10 protein-coding genes are annotated in these 17,999 nt (G+C 74.3%); 4 read left to right on the top strand and 6 right to left on the bottom strand.

Annotated elements, in window-relative coordinates; all coding sequences use genetic code 11:
- Positions 1–101: 101 nt before the first annotated feature.
- From O7619_RS16350 to O7619_RS16340, 3 genes are read right to left on the bottom strand one after another with little or no spacing between them, the layout of a single operon-like run.
- Positions 102–869, bottom strand: coding sequence for an AfsR/SARP family transcriptional regulator (locus tag O7619_RS16350; protein WP_281583471.1), 768 nt, complete (start codon positions 867–869; stop codon positions 102–104).
- The gene (locus O7619_RS16345) at positions 870–1,658 is read right to left on the bottom strand and encodes an alpha/beta fold hydrolase (protein WP_282281768.1); all 789 of its coding nucleotides are present in this window, start codon (positions 1,656–1,658) and stop codon (positions 870–872) included. It lies immediately after the preceding gene.
- Positions 1,655–2,476, bottom strand: coding sequence for a hypothetical protein (locus O7619_RS16340; RefSeq protein ID WP_282281767.1), 822 nt, complete (start codon positions 2,474–2,476; stop codon positions 1,655–1,657). Before O7619_RS16340 ends, O7619_RS16345 begins: the two co-directional genes overlap by 4 nt.
- Positions 2,477–2,699: 223 nt before the next feature.
- On the opposite strand from O7619_RS16340, the gene O7619_RS16335 reads away from it, so the two are divergent.
- The 4 genes from O7619_RS16335 to O7619_RS16320 are packed head-to-tail and all read left to right on the top strand — an operon-like array spanning position 2,700 to position 11,748.
- Positions 2,700–5,822, top strand: a complete 3,123-nt coding sequence (locus tag O7619_RS16335; protein WP_282281766.1) for an amino acid adenylation domain-containing protein — start codon at positions 2,700–2,702, stop codon at positions 5,820–5,822.
- A gap of 37 nt (positions 5,823–5,859) precedes the next feature.
- Complete coding sequence (locus O7619_RS16330; RefSeq protein WP_282281765.1) at positions 5,860–9,978, top strand: beta-ketoacyl synthase N-terminal-like domain-containing protein; 4,119 nt, start codon at positions 5,860–5,862, stop codon at positions 9,976–9,978.
- Positions 9,975–10,709: a 2-oxo acid dehydrogenase subunit E2 gene (locus tag O7619_RS16325; protein ID WP_282281764.1), complete on the top strand. Its 735-nt coding sequence runs from the start codon at positions 9,975–9,977 to the stop codon at positions 10,707–10,709. Before O7619_RS16330 ends, O7619_RS16325 begins: the two co-directional genes overlap by 4 nt.
- On the top strand, positions 10,702–11,748 hold the full coding sequence (locus O7619_RS16320; protein ID WP_282281763.1) for an alpha/beta hydrolase: 1,047 nt from the start codon (positions 10,702–10,704) through the stop codon (positions 11,746–11,748). Before O7619_RS16325 ends, O7619_RS16320 begins: the two co-directional genes overlap by 8 nt.
- 64 nt (positions 11,749–11,812) lie before the next feature.
- Here O7619_RS16320 and O7619_RS16315 read toward each other — a convergent pair whose 3' ends face one another.
- The 3 genes from O7619_RS16315 to O7619_RS16305 form a co-directional block, all read right to left on the bottom strand.
- The gene (locus O7619_RS16315) at positions 11,813–13,228 is read right to left on the bottom strand and encodes an FAD-dependent monooxygenase (protein WP_282281762.1); all 1,416 of its coding nucleotides are present in this window, start codon (positions 13,226–13,228) and stop codon (positions 11,813–11,815) included.
- Between the two features lie 131 nt (positions 13,229–13,359).
- Positions 13,360–16,197 (bottom strand): LuxR family transcriptional regulator, encoded by a 2,838-nt coding sequence (locus O7619_RS16310; RefSeq protein ID WP_282281760.1) that lies wholly within the window; start codon positions 16,195–16,197, stop codon positions 13,360–13,362.
- A gap of 160 nt (positions 16,198–16,357) precedes the next feature.
- Complete coding sequence (locus O7619_RS16305) at positions 16,358–17,869, bottom strand: MDR family MFS transporter (protein ID WP_282281759.1); 1,512 nt, start codon at positions 17,867–17,869, stop codon at positions 16,358–16,360.
- Between the last annotated feature and the right edge of the window lie 130 nt (positions 17,870–17,999).

The raw sequence follows: 17,999 nt of genomic DNA, 5'->3' as shown, positions 1-17,999 counted from the left end.
CCCGCTCGCTTTATCGCGGCTTTAGCGGGCCGGTGCACGATGGGCCGGACACGGGGGAGGCGGCAGGAGGCACGACCGGCCGAACCGGCGGCGCGGGGCGCCTACACCCGCGCCGAGAGCACCCGCTCGTCGCCGACCAGGATCGCGTGCTGGAGTTCCTGGAGCGCGCGGCAGGGCTCCAGGCCGAGTTCCCGGTTGAGCGTCGCGCGCGCCTGCTGGTACGCCTGGAGCGCGTCGGCGGTGCGGTCCGACCGGTACAGCGCCAGCATGAGCTGGCGGTGAAACGCCTCGTGCAGCGGGCTGTCCGCGACCAACTGCCGCAGCCGGCCGATGAGCCGGCGGTGCTGGCCCAGTTCGAGCTGCGCGTCGACGAGGATCTCCAGGCACTCCATCCGCACCTCGGCCAGCCAGGCGGCGAAGCTCCCGACGATCACGCCGTCGCTCGGCTCGCCGAGCAGGGGGCCGCGCCACAGCGCGAGCGCGCGCTGGAGCACCTCGGCCCCCTCCTCGTACCGGTGCGCGGCGTGGTAGCCCCGACCGGCCTCGACCAGGGCGAGGAAGTCCTGGAAGTCGAACTCGTCGTCGCCCTGCCGCAGCAGGTAGCCCGGTGACCGGGTGACGATGGTCTCGGTGCCGGGCCGCTGCCGGGCCAGGAACTTGCGCAGCTCCGACACGTAGACGTGCAGGCCCGCGGTCGCCCGGTGCGGCGCCCGCTCCCCCCACACCTCGCCGATGAGCTGGTTGGTGCTGACCACGTGGTCCGCGCGGACCAGCAGCACGGCGAGCAGCAGTTCGATCTTCCGGGCGGTGAGCATCTGCGGACCGTCCGGGCCGATCACCCGCAACGATCCGAGCAGTTCGTATCGCATCTACGCCTCCCCGCGCGGCGCCACCCCGGCCGCGGTGCCCAGCACCCGGCCGACGTGGGCGGCCACCTGCGCCGTGTGCTTGTCGAGGTAGAAGTGCCCGCCCGGGAACACGTGCAGGTCGAACGGGCCGGTGCAGTGGTCGCGCCACGACTGGGCCTCGTCCGGCGTCGTGTAGGGGTCACGGTCGCCCATGAACGCGGTGACCGGGCACCGCAGGGGCGGCCCGGGCCGGTACGGATGGGTCTCGATGGCCCGGTAGTCGCTGCGGATCGCCGGCAGGAACGACGCGAGCAGCTCCTCGTCGGCGAGCCAGCCGACCTCGCCGTCGGCGAGGGACCGCAGCTCGGCCACGATGCCCGCGTCGTCCCGCCGGTGCACGTCGGTGTGCCGCAGGCGGGACGGGGCACGACGGCTGGAGGCGAAGAACCAGACCGGCACCCGGCCGGCGGCGGCCAGTCGCTGTGCCGTCTCGTACGCGATGACCGCGCCCATGCTGTGCCCGAACATCGCGAACGGGCGGGCCGGCTGGGCGAGCAGCTCGGCGCACATCCGGTCGGCGAACTCGTCGACGCTGTCGATGCGGGGCTCGTTGCGACGGTCCTGCCGGCCGGGGTACTGCACGGCCGAGACCTGCACCCGCGGCGCCACCATCTGCGAGAGCTGGAAGTAGGCGCTCGCCGAGCCGCCCGCGTGCGGGAAGCAGTAGAGCTCGACCTCGCTGTCCTGGCACGGGTGGAACCGCCGCAGCCAGGGCGTGCCGGTGCGCGTCGCCGCGGACGCCGGGCTCACCGCGCGCTCCCGTCGCCGGCGAGCATTCCGGACACCGTGGCAGCCACCTCGTCGTTGGCGAGGAGCTTCGCGTGCTCGTCGTCGACCGCGATCTCCCGGCCCACGAGCGGCCCGGCGCCGCCGATGCCGGACGTACGCACGGCGTGCAGCCCGCTGAGTTCGGTGACCGACTGGAAGGCGGTCGCCGTCCGCCAGCGGGGCAGCGGGTCCAGCTCGGCGGCGGCGGTGAGGTAGCGCAGGAACGAACAGAACGTCCCCATCAGCTCGTCGCGCAGCGGTTTGCTGAGCCCGGCCTGCGCGAACGCGACGTCACCCATCTCCAGGGTGAGCCGGCACAGCGTCTCGCACATCTCCGCCATGCCGCACTCGCGGTCGTGCAGATCCTGCGCGGCCTCCTGGGCGCGCTGGATGTCCTCCATCGGCAGCACCCCGGCGAGGTAGCCGACGACCTTGTGGAACTGCCACACGAGCGTCTGCGGCACCGCGATCTCGGGGTCGAAGAGCAGGAGCTGCGGTTCGCTGCCCTGCCAGGCGGCGACGCGCTCGGACAGGGCCGCCGCGTAGACGGCGCCGCCGCAGAACCCCATCACCGCGGCCACCGGCCGGGGCCGGCGTTGGAACGCCGTCCACCAGTGCTCGATGTACGCCGGCCCGGACGCGGTCCGTTCGGTCTCGGGGCCGGGCGGGCTGGTCTCCCAGAACGCGCAGTCGACCGTCAGGCGTTCGGCCAGATCGGCGAACCTGGCCTCCGGCCGCCCGGTGGCATCGAAGTCGACGGCCAGGATGACCCGCTCGGCGTGGTCGGGCTCGGCAAGCACCCGCCATCCATCAGCTCGCGCCATATTCCGCTCCAAGTCAGGGCGTTCGGGTGTGCTATGCCGACCGAGCCTAGGTCAGCGCGGGGGGCCGCTCCGGCCTCGCGCACCCCTATCGATCCCCTACTCGACCACCCCCGGTCTGCGGGTCAAGGGGTACCCGGCGTGCCGGGAGCGTCCCTACAGTTCGGACCGACAGCGGCACCGGCCGGGGTGGGAGGCAAGGGTGGATATCGCAGCGACAGCGGTGACGGGACGGACCCCGGCCAGCCGGAAGGAAGCCGCCCTGTGGCTGTTGGAGCGGCTGGTTCCGGACAGCGCGCCGAACAACCTGACCCTGGCGTTCCAGGTCGAGGGCCGGCTGGACGAAGCCCGGCTGACCGCCGCGCTGCGGGCGATCTTCGCCCGCTACGAGACGCTGCGCACGGTCTACCACTCGGTCGGCTCGACGCTGGAGAAGGAGGTCGTCGCCCCCGGCGACTTCGACGTGCCGCTGGAGCGGCTGCCGGACGGTGACCCGCAGGTCTTCGTCGTCCGCCCGTTCACCTTCGACGGCCGGCCGCTGGTGCGGGCCGGGATGCGCCGGGACGCCGACGGCGACGTCGTCTGCCTGGCCTTCCACCACCTCGTCTACGACATCATCTCCGGCTCCATCATCCTCGCCGACCTGATCCGGGCCTACGACGCGCTGGCCACGTCGGAGCCGTTGCCGGCGGAGCTGCGCGCCGAGGTGCCGTCGTTCACCGAAGCGGAGCCGGCGGCCGAGAGCGTCGAGTTCTGGCGCACCGAGTTGGCCGGTTACGACCCGGCGGCGCTCGGCCTGGCGTGCGGCGCGCCCGACGCGGACCAGCCGAGCCTGCGCGGCGACCAGGTCACCCACCGGCTCAGCGCGGCGACCAGGGAGATCGTCCGGCGGCTGCCGAAGGAGGTGCGCGCGCCCGAGGCGGTCATCCTGCTCACCGCCTTCCAGTTGCTGCTGGCCGCGCACGGGTCCGGGCCGGACCTCGCCGTCGGCACGCCGGTGAACGTGCGCGGCAAGGTGGCCGCCGGCGCCGTCGGCCACCACACGAACGTGCTGCCGATCCGCGCCCGGATCGACCCGCGGGAGAGCTTCCGCACGCTTGTGCGCCGGGTCCGGGACACCTACTTCGGCGCGCTGATGAACGCCGTCGTGCCGGAGGAGGACATCGCCCGGCTGGTGCCACGCACCGCCGACAACAGGCGCCCGCGGCTGACCCGGCACCTGTTCAACTACTTCCCGCTCCAGCAGGCCCAGTTCCGCATCGGCGGCCTGGACGCCCGCCCGCTCGTCATCGACAACGGCTTCAGCAAGTACGACCTGGAGTTCTTCGTCGCCTCGGCGGACGACGGCATCGACCTGGTCGCCCGCTTCGCCACCGACGTGCTGGACCGGGACGACGTGGTGGCGCTGCTGCACCGCTACGAGGCGCTGCTGACCCTGTTCGGCGAGACCGTCGACACCCCGACCGGCGAACTCGCCGTCTGGTCCGCCACCGACCACGCGGTCATCGAGGCGGCGAACGAGTCCGCCCACGACATTCCCTTCGACACGGTCGTCGCCGCCGTTCGCCACCACGCGCTCGCCACCCCCACCGCCGTCGCGATCCACGACGAGACCGGCCCGGTCACGTACCGCCAACTGTGGTTCGCCGCGTCCGCCGCGGCCCGGCGGCTGCACGGGGCCGGCGCCCGTCCCGGCGACGTCGTCGCCATCGCCGCCGCCCGGGACGCCACCCTGATCGCCAACGCGCTCGGCGTCTGGTTGTGCGGGGCCGGCTACCTGCCCATCGACCCGGAACACCCGGCCCACCGGGTGCAGCACGTGCTGCGGGACTCCGGCGCCCGCATCGTGCTCGCCGACCACCCGGTGGAGGCGGCGCCGGACCGGCCGGTCACCGTCATGGCGCTGCACGACGCCCACGGCACGGACGCGCCGCCGGACGGTCCGCTGCCCGCGGTCCCGCACGAACCCGGCCCCGACGAGCGCGCCTACCTGATCTACACCTCCGGCTCCACCGGACGCCCCAAGGGCGTCTCGATCCGGCACCGCAGCATCGCGAACGCCGCCGCCCACTACGTGGACATCCTGGACGCGACCCGGACCGACGTCACGCTCTGGCTCACCACGTTCGCCTTCGACATGGCCAACCTGGAGATGTACGTGCCGCTCTACAGCGGCGGGCAGATCGCCGTCGCGCCCGACGAGGCCCGCAGCAACGGCGTGGCGTTGCGCGCGGCGATCGAACGTCACCAGCCGCACATCCTCCAGGCCACGCCGACCACCTGGCGGATCGTGCTCGACCAGGTCGCCGACCAGCTCGACGGGCGGCGCGTGGTGACCGGCGCGGAGATCGTGCAGGTGGACATCGCCCGCCGGCTGCTGGACACCGGCTGCGAGCTGCACCACGCGTACGGCCCGACCGAGACCACCACGTGGGCGACCTGGGCGCGGGTCGACCGGATCGAGGGTGACCGGCTCGACGTCGGCGGCCCGATCTGGAACACCTACCTCGGCGTCGCCGCCGAGGACGGTCGCCAACTGCCGGTCGGGGTGCGCGGTGAGGTCTGGATCGCCGGGGACGGCGTCGCCCTCGGCTACCACGAGCGGGACGACCTCAACGCCGAGCGGTTCGGCACGCACCCGGTGTACGGCCGCTTCTACCGCACCGGCGACGTCGGCCGCTGGCGGTCCGACGGCACCATCGAGCTGTTCGGCCGCTCCGACCGCCAGATCAAGCTGCGGGGCAACCGCATCGAGCTGGGCGAGGTCGAGGCGGCCCTGCTCAGCCACCCGGAGGTGCGGGCGGTCGCGGTCGTCGCGGTGGGTGACCGCAGCGCCGACGCCCGCCTGGTCGCGTTCGTCGAGACCAGCGGGGACGCGGACATCTCGGCGACGCTGTGGGAGCACGCCCGGGCCGAACTGCCGCACGCCTCGATCCCGCAGGAGTTCCACCCCGTCGACGCGCTGCCGGTGAACGCCAACGAGAAGGTGGACTATCCCCGGCTGGAACAACTCGCCGGGCACGTCCACCGGGAACGCGCCGCCGCGCCGTCGCACCCCGACCTCGACGGCCCGGCCCCGGACGGCGCCGACCCGCTCGTGACGCGGCTCGTCGGCCACTGGCGCGCCATCCTCGGCCACGACGAGGTCGACGCCGACGCCAACTTCTTCACCAGCGGCGGCCACTCCCTCGCCGGGGCGCAGTTGCTCCAGCAGATCCAGGACGACATCGGTGTCCCGCTCAAGCTGGCCGACCTCTTCGACGCACCCACCCCGGCCGGGCTGGCCGCGCGGGTCCGCGAACTCGACGCCGAACCGGCCGTGTGACGGCACCGATCCACAGAGAAGGGCCGTGGACGCTGCGATGACCAACGAGGAGAAGCTGGTCGACTACCTCAAGTGGGTGACCGCCGACCTGCATCGGACCCGGGAACTGCTGCGCCGGACGGAGGCCGCGGCCCGCGAGCCGATCGCGGTCGTCGGGATGGCCTGCCGCTACCCCGGTGGCGTGCGGACCCCGGACGACCTGTGGCGCCTGGTCGCCGACGGGTCCGACGCCATCGCCGGCTTCCCGGAGGAACGCGGCTGGTCGAACGCCGACCTCTACGACCCGGACCCGGAGCACACCGGCAAGACGTACACCCGGGAGGGTGGCTTCCTCTACGACGCGCACCACTTCGATCCCGGGTTCTTCGGCATCGGCCCGCGGGAGGCGCGGGCGATGGACCCGCAGCACCGGCTCCTGATGGAGACGGCCTGGGAGACCTTCGAGCACGCCGGCATCGTGCCGGCGGACCTGCGCCGCCGGCCGGTGGGCGTCTACACCGGCGTGATGTACGACGACTACGGCGTCCGGGTCATGCACGACGTTCCGCCCGACCTGGAGGGACTGCTCGGCACGGGCAGCGCCAGCAGCCTCGCCTCCGGCCGGCTCGCCTACACGTTCGGGCTGGAGGGACCGGCGGTCACCGTCGACACCGCCTGTTCGTCGTCGCTCGTCGCCGTCCACCTCGCCGGGCAGGCGCTGCGCAACGGCGAATGCGAACTGGCCCTCGCCGGCGGCGTCACCGTGATGCACACGCCGGGTGTCTTCATCGAGTTCAGCCGGCAGCGTGGGGTCGCCCCGGACGGGCGGTGCAAGTCGTTCGCCGACGGCGCCGACGGCACCGGCTGGTCCGAGGGCTGCGGCCTGCTGCTCCTGGAACGGCTCAGCGACGCCCAGGCCAACGGTCACCGGGTGCTCGCCGTCATCCGCGGCTCGGCCACCAACCAGGACGGCGCGAGCAACGGCATCACCGCGCCCAACGGCCCGTCGCAGGAACGCCTGATCCGCCAGGCGCTGGCCAACGCCCTGCTCACCGTCGACGACATCGACGTGGTGGAGGGCCACGGCACCGGCACCGTGCTCGGTGACCCGATCGAGGCCCAGGCCCTGCTGGCCACCTACGGGCAACGCCAGGACACCGACCGGCCGCTGTGGCTGGGCTCGATCAAGTCGAACATCGGGCACACCCAGGCCGCCGCCGGGGTCGCCGGGATCATCAAGATGATCCAGGCCATGCGGTACGGGGAACTTCCGCGCTCGTTGCACGCGACCGCGCCCAGCCCGCACGTGGACTGGGACAGCGGAGCGGTCCGCCTGCTCGCCGAGTCCCGGCCGTGGCCGGACACCGGCCGGGCCCGCCGGGCCGCGGTCTCGTCGTTCGGCATCAGCGGGACCAACGCCCACGTGATCCTCGAGCAGGCGCCGCCCACCGAACCGCCGGCCGGCGACGAACCCGCCGGGCCGTACGTGTGGCTGCTGTCCGGCCGCAGCGACGCGGCCCTCGAAGCACAGGCGGACCGGCTGCGCGCCGGCCTACCCGACGCCGGCCCGGCAGCGGTCGCGCACGCGCTGGCCACCACCCGGACCCACTTCCCGCACCGGGCCGCGGTGATCGCCGACGACCGGGACCGGCTCGCCCGCGGGCTGGCCGCGCTCGCCGCCGGCACCGAGTCACGCGACGTGGTACGCGGCGTGACCGGCACCGGCGGCAAACTGGTCTTCCTCTTCACCGGGCAGGGCGCCCAGCGGGTGGGTGCCGGCCGGGGCCTCTACGACACGTATCCCGTCTTCCGGGCCGCCCTGGACGAGGCGGCGGACCACCTGGACCCGTACCTCGACCGTCCGCTGCGGACCGTGATGTTCACCGACGCGGCCCGGCTCGACGAGACGCTCTACACCCAGACCGCGCTGTTCGCGCTGGAGACGGCGCTGTTCCGGCTGCTCGAGTCGTGGGGTGTCCGGCCCGACGCGGTGGCCGGTCACTCGGTCGGTGAGATCGCCGCCGCACACGCCGCCGGGGTGCTGACCCTCGCCGACGCGGCCCGCCTCGTTGCCGCCCGGGCCCGGTTGATGCAGGCCGCGCCGCCGGGCGGCGTCATGACGGCCGTCGAGGCGACCGAGGACGAGGTGCTCGCCGAACTCACCGACGGCGTCTCGATCGCGGCGGTCAACGCGCCGATGCGTACCGTCGTCTCCGGCGACGCCGACCGGGTCGCCGCGCTGGCGGAGAGGTTCGCCCGGCGCGGGCGGCGCACCAAGCGGCTCGCGGTCAGCCACGCGTTCCACTCGCACCACATGGATCCGGTCCTGGACGAGTTCCACGCGGCCGTCGCCGACCTCACGTTCGCCGCGCCGGCGATCCCGCTCGTCACCGGGCTCACCGGCGACGTCACCACCGCCGAGCGGCTGCGGGATCCCGGCCACTGGGTCCGGCAGATCCGGGAACCGGTGCGGTTCGGCGCGGCGTTGTCCACCCTGGACCAGCTCGGCGCCACCGCGTACCTCGAACTCGGCCCCGGCCCGGTGCTGCTCGGCTTCGTCCGCGAGGCCCTCGGTCGGAGCGCCGCCGCCGGGCCGCTGCTGCACGCCGAACGGCCGGAACCGCACACCGCACTCGCCGCCGCCGCGCTGGCGCACACCGACGGCCATGCCGTGGACTGGGCGGCGGTCCTCGGCCCGACGCCGGTCACCGCCGCCGTGGAGCTTCCGTTCTATCCGTTCCAGCGCCGGCCCTTCTGGCTCGACGCCGCCGGACCGTCGAGCGCCGGGTCGGCGCACGACGACTTCTGGCCGGCCGTCGAGCGCGCGGACACCGCCCGGCTCGAGGCGCTGCTCTCCCTCACCGAGGACGAACGCACGAGCCTGCGGACGCTGCTCCCGGCGCTCGGCGACCTGCGCCGGCGGGTCGCCGGGCGGCACACCCACGTCTGGAGCCCGGCGCCGGCGCCATCGGTCACAGGCAGGTTGACAGGTGGCTGGATCGTCCGCGACGAGGTGCTTGCCGACGTGCTGCGCGACGCGGGCGCCGAGGTGACGGTCACTCCGGCCGCACCCGCCGAGCCGTTCGACGTCTCGGGGCCCGGCGGCCGGTGGGTGCTCGCCCGGGGCTCGCGTGCCGAGGCCGCCGCCGCCTGGGGCGTGGCCCGCGAGCACGGTTACCGCCTTGTCGACCTGCCGGCCGAACCCGACGACGTGGTGCGGCGGCAGCTTGTCGCGGTCCTCGCCGGCGCCGTCGACGAACCGGTCGTGGCGTTGCGGCACACCGGGCTGTCGGTCCGGCGGCTCGTCGCCGCCGCCTCCCCCGCCCGGGGCGGCTGGACACCGACCGGAACCGTGTTGCTGACCGGGGCGGACACCGCGCTCGGCGGACACGCGGCCCGGTGGCTCGCCGCCAACGGCGCGCCGAAGCTGATCCTGGTGAACGCCGGGCACACCGACGACCGCGCCGAGTTGACCGCGCTCGGGGCCAAGGTGACCGTCGTGGCCTGCGACCTCGCCGACCGGACGGCGGTGGCCGACCTGCTGGCCGACGAGCCGGTCGACGCCGTGGTGCATCTCGCGACGCCCGGCGGCGCCGCGGCGGTCGGCCACCTCGACGAGCTGACCCGCGGGCTCGGACTGTCGGCGTTCGTCCTGTTCGCCCCGCCGGACGACGCCGGCACCACCCGATACTGCGAACTCACCGCCCTCGACCGGGTGGCCGTCGGCGAACGGGGGCTCGCGGTGCAGCCGGGGCCCAGCCCGCTCCCGGACCGGGCCGTCGCCGGCAGCCTGAGCTGGGCCGCTTCGGCGCCCGCCACCCTCGTGCTCACCGACGCCGTCGCGGCCGGCAACGCCGCACCCACCGACCGGGCCGACGAGGTTCCGCTCGCCGACCGGCTCGCGGCCACCGAGCCGGAGGAACGCCTCGGACTGCTGATCGACTACATCCGGGCACAGGTCGCCGGCGCGCTCGGCCTCGACGAGGCGGACGCGATCGGCCCGGACGACAACCTGCTCGACATGGGGCTGTCGTCGATCACGGCGATGGAGCTCACCGCCCGGATCCACGAGGCCGGGGTCGCGTTGAGCCCGTCGCTCATCTACGACAGCCCGACCCCGGCCGAGCTGGCCGCGCACCTGCTCGACGAGCTGGCGGTCCCGGCGGCGCACCCATGAGCGGCATGCCCCGGCCGCGCCGGCACACCCTCTACTTCCTGGACCAGATCCGCGAGATCGCACCGGTGTTCCTGGACACCGAGATCGACATGAGCGCGGTGCTGGCCCACCGGCGCACCGCGAAACACTCCATCGTCACGTACGTGCTGTGGTCCGCGGCCCGGGTGCTGGCCGCGCACCCCGACGCCAACGTCGCGCTGCGCGGCCGGCGGATGGCCCGTTACCCCACCGTCGGCGGCAAGTTCACCCTCGACAAGACGATGTCGGGCCACCGGGTCGTGCTCTCGGCCGTGCTGCCGGACCTCGAACGGGCCAGCCTCGCCGACATCCAACGGCAGGTCGAACGGTTCCGCGACGGCGACCCCGACACGATGCCGGAGTTCGCGGCCGTCCGCCGGCTGCACCGGATCCCGATGCCGCTCGGCGCTCTGCTCTACCGGCTGGCCGTCCGGCCGCTGCGGCACCGCCCGGGTCGCATGGGCACGTTCGCGGTGACCTCGCTGGGGCACCGCCCGGTCGACGGCTTCCACTCGGTCGGCGGCGCCACCCTGACCATCGGCCTGGGCCGCAGCGTCGACCGCCCGGTGGTACGCCACGGCGAGATCGTCGTCGCGCCGGTCATGCGGCTGTCCCTGACCTTCGACCACCGGGCCATCGACGGCGCCGAGGCGGCCGACATCCTGGCCGACCTCAAGCAGGCCCTGGAGGAGTTTTCCGCCGACCATGAATGACCTGGACGAACTCAAGCGGTACATCGTCGCGCACGCGCGCGGGCAGGGCATCGGCCGGCTCACCGAAAAGCTCGCCGCCATCGAGGACGACGGCGACGGCCCGGGCTCGTGGGTGGCGCAGTGGTCGGCCGCGGCGGCGGACCTCGAACGGCGCGGCGAGTGGCTGCCGGCGAGCCGCCACCACATCATGGCCCGTTTCCCCTACCCCGACCGGCCCGCCCGGGCCCGCGCGGCGGAGCGGGCGACGGCCACCTTCGAACGGTGGCGGGTCGGACGCGACCTGCACCCGCTCGACTTCACCCACCGGGGCCACCCGGTGCGGTGCTGGCAGTCCGGCCTGTCCCCGACCCGGCCGCGCCCGCTCGTCGTGATCATGGGCGGTCACCTGACCGTCAAGGAGCAGTGGGCGCCCCGCCTGGGCGTCTTCCGCCGGCTCGGCCTGGCCGCCGTGGTCGCCGACATCCCGGGCATCGGCGGCAACACCGTGCCCTACGACGCCGACGCCCACCTCTTCCTGTCCAGCCTCCTGGACGCGGTGGGCGACCGGGCCGACGTGCGGCAGACGTACGCGATCACGCTCAGCTTCAGCGGCCATCTCGCGCTGCGCTGCGCCGTGCGGGACCAGCGGCTGCGGGGCATCGTCACCGCGGGCGCGCCGATCCGGGCGTTCTTCACCGACCCGGCGTGGCAGGCCCAGCTGCCCCGGGTCACCACCGACACCCTGAGCCACCTCACCGGCACCACCCTCGACCGGTTGGGCGACTGGGCGATCAGCGCGGAGCACCTGGCCGCGCTCCGCATCCCGGTCGCCGCCGTCGCCAGCACCCGCGACGAGATCATCCCCCGCGACGACCTGCTGATGCTGCGGGACAACGTCCGCGACTTCCGGGTGCTCACCCACGACGACGTGCACGGCGCGCCGAAGCACACGCTGGAGAGCATGGCGTGGACGGCCCTGTCCATCCAGCGTATGCGCGGACGCCCGACGTTGCCCCTGCGCCTCCTGGTCCGCGCGGCCCGGCTGCGCGCCGCCCGCTGACGGCGGGACCGATACACGGAGATGCGGGGCGCCGGCCGGCGCCCCGCATCTCCGCTGTGCGGGGTCAGGAGCTGGTGGGCGCGCCGAACCAGGTGGCGAGCGCGGCGGCGAGCCCGTCCGGGTCGGCCCCGTCGGTGGCCCAGGCGATCCGGCCGTCCGGTCGGGCCAGCAGCGCCACCGCCGGGATGTCGGCGGACGGCTCCGCGGTGACCAGGTCGACCCGGTCGCCCCAGCCGTCGACGTCGAGCCGGACGGACGGGTCGAACCGCAGGGCCAGGCCACGTCCGGCCGGCAGCGGCACGCCCGGCACCCGGAGGCCGACGAGCGGGTGGTCGCCGCCGGTGGCGGGGTGGCGCACGTTGAGGCCGCCGGCGGTCCGCACCAGGTATTCGTTCACCTCGTCGAACTCGATCAGCTCGTTCATCACCGCCCGCAGCGGCGCCACCCGGTCGGCCGGGTAGAGCAGCGCCAGTTGCGCGGCGGTGGTCAGGCAGGTCCGCGCCCCGGCCGGGTGCCGTTCGTCGTGGTAGCTGTCGAGCAGTCCGTCCGGCGCCCAGCCGGCCAGCTCCGCGGCCAGCTTCCAGCCCAGGTTGACGGCGTCCTCCAGGTTGGTGCTCAGCGCCTGGCCGCCGAGCGGGAAGTGGACGTGGGCGGCCTCGCCGGCGACGAGGACACGCCCGACGCGGTACCGGTCGGCCTGCCGGGTCTCGCAGTTCCACCGGCCCAGCCAGCGCGGCGTCCCGACGTCGATGTCCTGCCCGATCAGCCGGCGCACGGCGGCGCGCAGCTCACCGGCGTCCGGTGCCGCGGACGGGTCCGCCGGCCGGCGACCGAACTCACCTGTCGCCACCCGCAGCAGGCCCACGCCGCTGGGCGCGACGGAGAACAGCCCGCTGTTGAACTCGTTGGCGCCCAACTGCTGGTACAACGGATGTCCGTTGGGCACCTCGACGTCGCCGGCGATGCCGTCGAACGCCACCTCGGAACCCTCGAACGTGATCCCGGCGGCGCCCCGGACGACGCTGTCGGCGCCGTCGCACCCGACCAGGTAGGCGGCGGTGACCGCACCGGCCGAGGTGTCCACCGTGACGCCGTCGGCGTCCTGCCGCACACCGCGTACCGTCACCCCGCGCCGGAACTCCACGCCGAGCTTCTCGGCGTGCGCGAGCAGGTGTTCCTCCAGCTTGGCCTGCGGCAGCAGATAGGTGTACGTCTGCCGGCCGGGCAGCCGGCCGGGGTCCAGCCACAGCTGGGCGAAGTGGGCGCGCGGCCAGGGCAGGCCGTCGGCGCCGATCCGCTCCATCAGGCCGCGCTCGGCGAGCAGGTCCACCACGCCGGCGTTGATGGCCATGCCCATCGCGGCCAGCCGGGGCTCCGGGTCGCGCTCCAGCACCACCACCGGCACGCCGGCCTGCGCGAGCTCGGCGGCGAGCAGCAGGCCGGTCGGACCGGCGCCGGCGATGACGACGGCAGCGTCCATGGTTTTCTCCTCCGGAGGTCGGGATCGGGTCGGGTCGTGGCGCGCCGGCGGGGCCGCCGGAACGCGCGACCGCGCCGGCTCGGAGGCGGCACGACACCTGCCGTACCGGTGTCGATCGTCCGGGTCGGGGCTTAAGCCGCGCTAACCTGGCCGCGCTTGGCGCGCTGACGCCCCCGGGTCGCCTCGCGGCCGAGCCGGAGGAGCAGGTCGCCACGGCTGTTCACCCGGAGCTTGCGGTAGACGCGCGTCAGGTGCTGCTCCACGGTGCTGACGGTGACGAAGAGCCGCGCGGCGATCGCGCGGTTGGTGTGTCCGTCGGCGGCCAGCGTGGCCACCCGGCGCTCGGCTTCGGTGAGCCCTTCCAGCATGGTGGCGGCGTCCGGCCCGGGCGCGGCCTCGTCGGCCACGGGTGGCTGCTCGTCGGCCGGGGCCGGACCGCAGCGCGGCCGGGGCGTGGCGGCACGCCGGCTCGGCGCGCCCGTGGACGCCTGCCATCGCGGACGCGCCGCGTCCGCGCCGCCCGCCCCGTGCGGGCCGGCGGCGGTGGCGGCGTGCCCGGCGGTCGACACGGCGGCGCCGGACCGCAGCAGGGCGACCGCCTGCCGCAGCAGCGGCAGGCGGTCGGCCGGTTCGCTCGCCGTGGCCAGCGCCCACAACGCGGCGCCGCGCTCACGGGTGTTGTGCTCCGGCAACCGGTCCAACTGCGCCAGGGCCAGTTCGCGGCACCGCTCCGGCCGGCCGAGGGCGAGCTGCGCCCGGGCCAGCTCGGTGCGCCACGGCACCAGCTCGGGCTGGTCGATGTCCCAGGCGGTCGTCAACCGCCCGCACGCCTGGAGGTCGACGAGGGCCGCGCGGACGCACCCGGTGCGGAGGTGGTGACGACCCCGGGCGTGCAGGTACTTCAGGCCGAACGGGGTGTCGAACATGGCCGCGGGCACCGCCACGGCCAGGTGTGCCGTGGCCTCGTCGTCACGCTCGCCCGCGGTGGCCGCCAGGACCAGGTTGGACAGCGGGCCGCCCACGGCGACGCCCCAGCCGGCGGCGGGAAGCAGATCGAGACCCCGGCCGGCGTGCGCGACCGTGGCGGCCAGGTCGCCGCGGCGCAGCGCGCCCTCGGCGGCCATGGCCGACAGGAGCGCCTGCGCCGTCGGCGGGCGCCGCCCGACGCCCGGGTGCGGCAGCGAATAGTCGGTCGCGCCCGGGTCACCGGGCCGGTCGGTCAGGACGCTCGCGAGCATCACGACCGAGATCGGTCCCAGCGCCTCGTGGTCCAGCCGGGTGTTCCGGACGACCTGTTCGGTGGCGGCCACGACCTCGGCGTGCGTGCTGCGGGCGGCAAGCGCGGTCAGCGCGGCGGCGGCGGGCAACGGGCCGGCGGACGCCGGGAGGAGTCCGCGCGCGGCGAGCTCCCGCCGTGGCCGGTCGACTCGCTGGGCGTGCCCGGGGAACAGGTAGGTCAGCAGCAGCAGCGGCGCGCCCAGACCCGCCGCGCTCTCGTCGTCGAGCGGCCCGGCCGAGGTCAGCGCGTTGACCACCGCGACCGCGTCGTCGATCAGTCCGTGCCAGAGCAGGTACGGGACCAGGGCCGCGGCCTGGCGCCGGACCAGTTGCCCGTGGCGGACCGCGGCGAGCAGGTCCGGTAGGCGCCGGGCCGCGTCGGCCGGGTTGAACTGCCACTCGGCCCGGGTGAGCGCGAGCGTCGCCTCGGCACGCCGCCGCGCGTCGGGCTCCGCCGCGCCGGCCGAGTCGAGGAACGACACCGCCTCCTTCACCCGCCCCTCGGCCAGCGCCTGGCTCGCCGCGTCACGCAGGGTGGGCCCGACCCAGGCGCCCTCGACACCGTCCGCGCCGAGCAGGTGCCGCGCCACGACGACGGGCGACTCGCCGGTCGCGTGCCCGAGAACAGCGAGCCGGCGGTGCAGTTCGACCCGTTCCTGCGCCGGTACGCCGGCGAGGACGGCCATCCGCACCCGGGGGTCGCGGAAGGTGTCGCCGGCCACCAGTCCGACCCGGCGCAGCGCCAGCAGTCCCCAGTTGACCATCTCCGCGCTGAGGTCGAGCAGTCGGGCCAGCACCGTGGGGTCGGCCGTGCCACCGGTGACGGCGAGGGCGTGGGCGATCGGCAGGGCGGGCGGCTGGCTGCGGAACAGGCAGGCGCGGACGGCCTCGGTGAACGCCTCGCCGATGACCGGACGATGGACCGGGGACGGCCCGTCGGCGCGCCGCGCCATGTCCTCGACCAAGGCCGCGGCCAGCCGCGGGTTGCCGCCGGTGAAGGCGTGCAGGTGGCCGGCCAGGCCGGGATCGACCGTCGCCGGCAACCGCTGCGCCAGGCGGGCCACGCCGGCACGGGTCAGCGGGGGCAGCGCGATCGGCGTCGAGCCGTGCAGCAGTTCCACGTACTGCGCGGGGTGGACGGGCGACAGTTGCGGAAGCTCGGTCAACACCACGAGCAGGGGCGTGCCCCGGACCCGTCGGCTCAGGTAGGACAGGAACTGCATCGAGTACGCGTCGGCGTGCTGGACGTCGTCGACGCACAGCACGATGGGCCGCTGCTCGGCGCGGCGCAGGAACGCCATGCACAGGTCGTGCAACATTCGTGCCGGGACCTGCGGGCACGAGGCGCCGTGCGGCGAGGGGTCCCATTCCGTCGACATCGCCGCGTCGAGCAGGTCGCCGACGCTCGGCGCCGGTGCGTCACTCCGCCCGAGGCCGGCGGCTTCGGCGAGTTGCCCGACGACGCCGAGCGGCAACGACTGCTCGGCGCGGGCCGCGATCGCGGTCGCCACGTCGGCGCCCGCCTCGCCGGCGAGCTGGCGCACCCGGTCCAGCAGGACGCTCTTGCCGTTGCCGGACGCGCCGCCGAGCACGACCGTCCGTCCGCTGCCCGCCACGGCGTCGGCCAACAACCCGCGCAGCGTACGCAGCTGCTCCTCGCGCTCGATGAGATCCCCGGCCGGCCGATGCATTGATGCCTCCCGTAGCGCCGATCCGTGGTCCGGCGCTCAGGTGCGGCGCCATCCGGGACACCCGCCCGGCCGAGCCTCGGATCAACATGCAAGATTATCAATATGTGATCGACGTGCCGCACGTCCGGCGCCCAACCGGGGGCTGGGCGCCGGAGGTGCGTCAGGCCATCGTCGCGGGCCGCGGGGAGGACTCCTCCTCGTCGGTCCGCAGGACGCGCGGCAGCAGCAGCGCCGGCACGAGAGCGGCCACGGTGAACGCCACGGTCCACCAGAACGTGTAGCCGTACGCGCCGGCGACCTGGTCGAGCGTCGGGTGCCCACCGGCGCCGCTGTAGGCGTCGGTGACCCGGCGCTGGAGGATCACGGCGACGATGGCCACACCGAAAGAGCCGCCGAGCTGCTGGAAGATGCGCAGGGCGCTGCTCGCCCGGGTGAAGGCGTGGTGCGCCAGCCCGCTGTAGGCGGCGGCCATGCAGGGCACCAGGATCGCGCCCAGCCCGGCGCCGCGCACGACCAGGGCGGCCCCCAGCACCAACTGGTTGACCTCACCCTTGGCCAGGGCGAACGGGATCGTACCCACGGCGGCGAGCACCAGCCCCGTCACCGCGATCCAGCGCGGGCCGATCTTGTCGGTGAGCGGCCCGGCGAGCAGGAGCGCGACCGCGAGACCGAGACCCTGCGGCGCGAGCAGCAGACCGGCCCGGACCGCGCTGTCGCCGTGCACCTGCTGGTAGAGCAGCGACAGCAGGAAGATCGCCCCGAACATGGCCATGCCGAAGACCAGCAGCACGCCCGACGAGGCGGCGAAGTTGCGCGACCGGAGCAGCCGCAGGTCGATGATCGGCTCCCCCGCGGTCCACAGCGAGTGCCAGGCGAAGGCGGCCAGCAACAGGACACCGGCGATCAGCGGAATGAGGACCTCCCGCGCGGTGAAGCTGCCGTGCTGACCGGCCTCGGACAGGCCGTAGACGAGTGCCGCGCAGCCCGGCGAGAGCAGCAGCAGCCCGAGCTTGTCGAGCCCCTTGCGCTCGGCCGAGGCGGTGCTGCCCGCCGGCATCAGCCGCCAGGACAGCGCCAGCGCGGCCAGGCAGATCGGCACGTTCACGTAGAAGATCCAGCGCCAGGAGAGGTGGTCGACGAGCACGCCGCCGAGGACCGGGCCGAGGACCGGGCCGAGCATGGCCGGCACACCGATCGCGCTCATCATGCGGCCGAGCCGCTGCGGCCCGGCGGCGGCGGCGAGAATCGCCTGCGCCAACGGGAGGATCATCCCGCCGCCGAGGCCCTGGATCACCCGGAAGACGATGAGGCTCTCGGCGGACCACGCGACGCCGCAGAGCACGGAGCCGATGAGGAACGAGGAGAGCGAGAACGCCCAGGTGGCCCGCGCGCCGAACCGGTCGACCGCCCAGCCGGTGAGCGGGATGACGATGGCCATCGCCAGCAGGTAGCCCGTGCTCACCCACTGGATCGTGCTGACCGTGGCGTCGAAGCGCTCGCTCAGCCTGTCGATCGCGACGTTCACCATGGTGGAGTCGAGCTGCACCATGATCGCGCCGAGCATGATCACACCGGCGAGCTTGAGCAGCTCCGGTGTGATGCGGGCGCCGTCGCCGGAATCGGTGGCCGCGCCGTCGGACGCGGAAATGTCGGATCGTGCCGGAACAGTCATCTGCGACTCCGATTGATAGCGGACCGGCAACGGAAACCGGTACGGCGCATCGCCATGCGATACAGCGTATCAGAAGCCGATAGGCTGTATGCTTGCCGCATGTCACCGAAGCCGTCCGATTCTGGGGTTG

This window comes from Micromonospora sp. WMMD998, from assembly GCF_029581235.1.
In the GTDB taxonomy this organism is placed as follows: domain Bacteria; phylum Actinomycetota; class Actinomycetes; order Mycobacteriales; family Micromonosporaceae; genus Micromonospora.
This window is presented reverse-complemented; position numbering and strand designations above follow the sequence as displayed.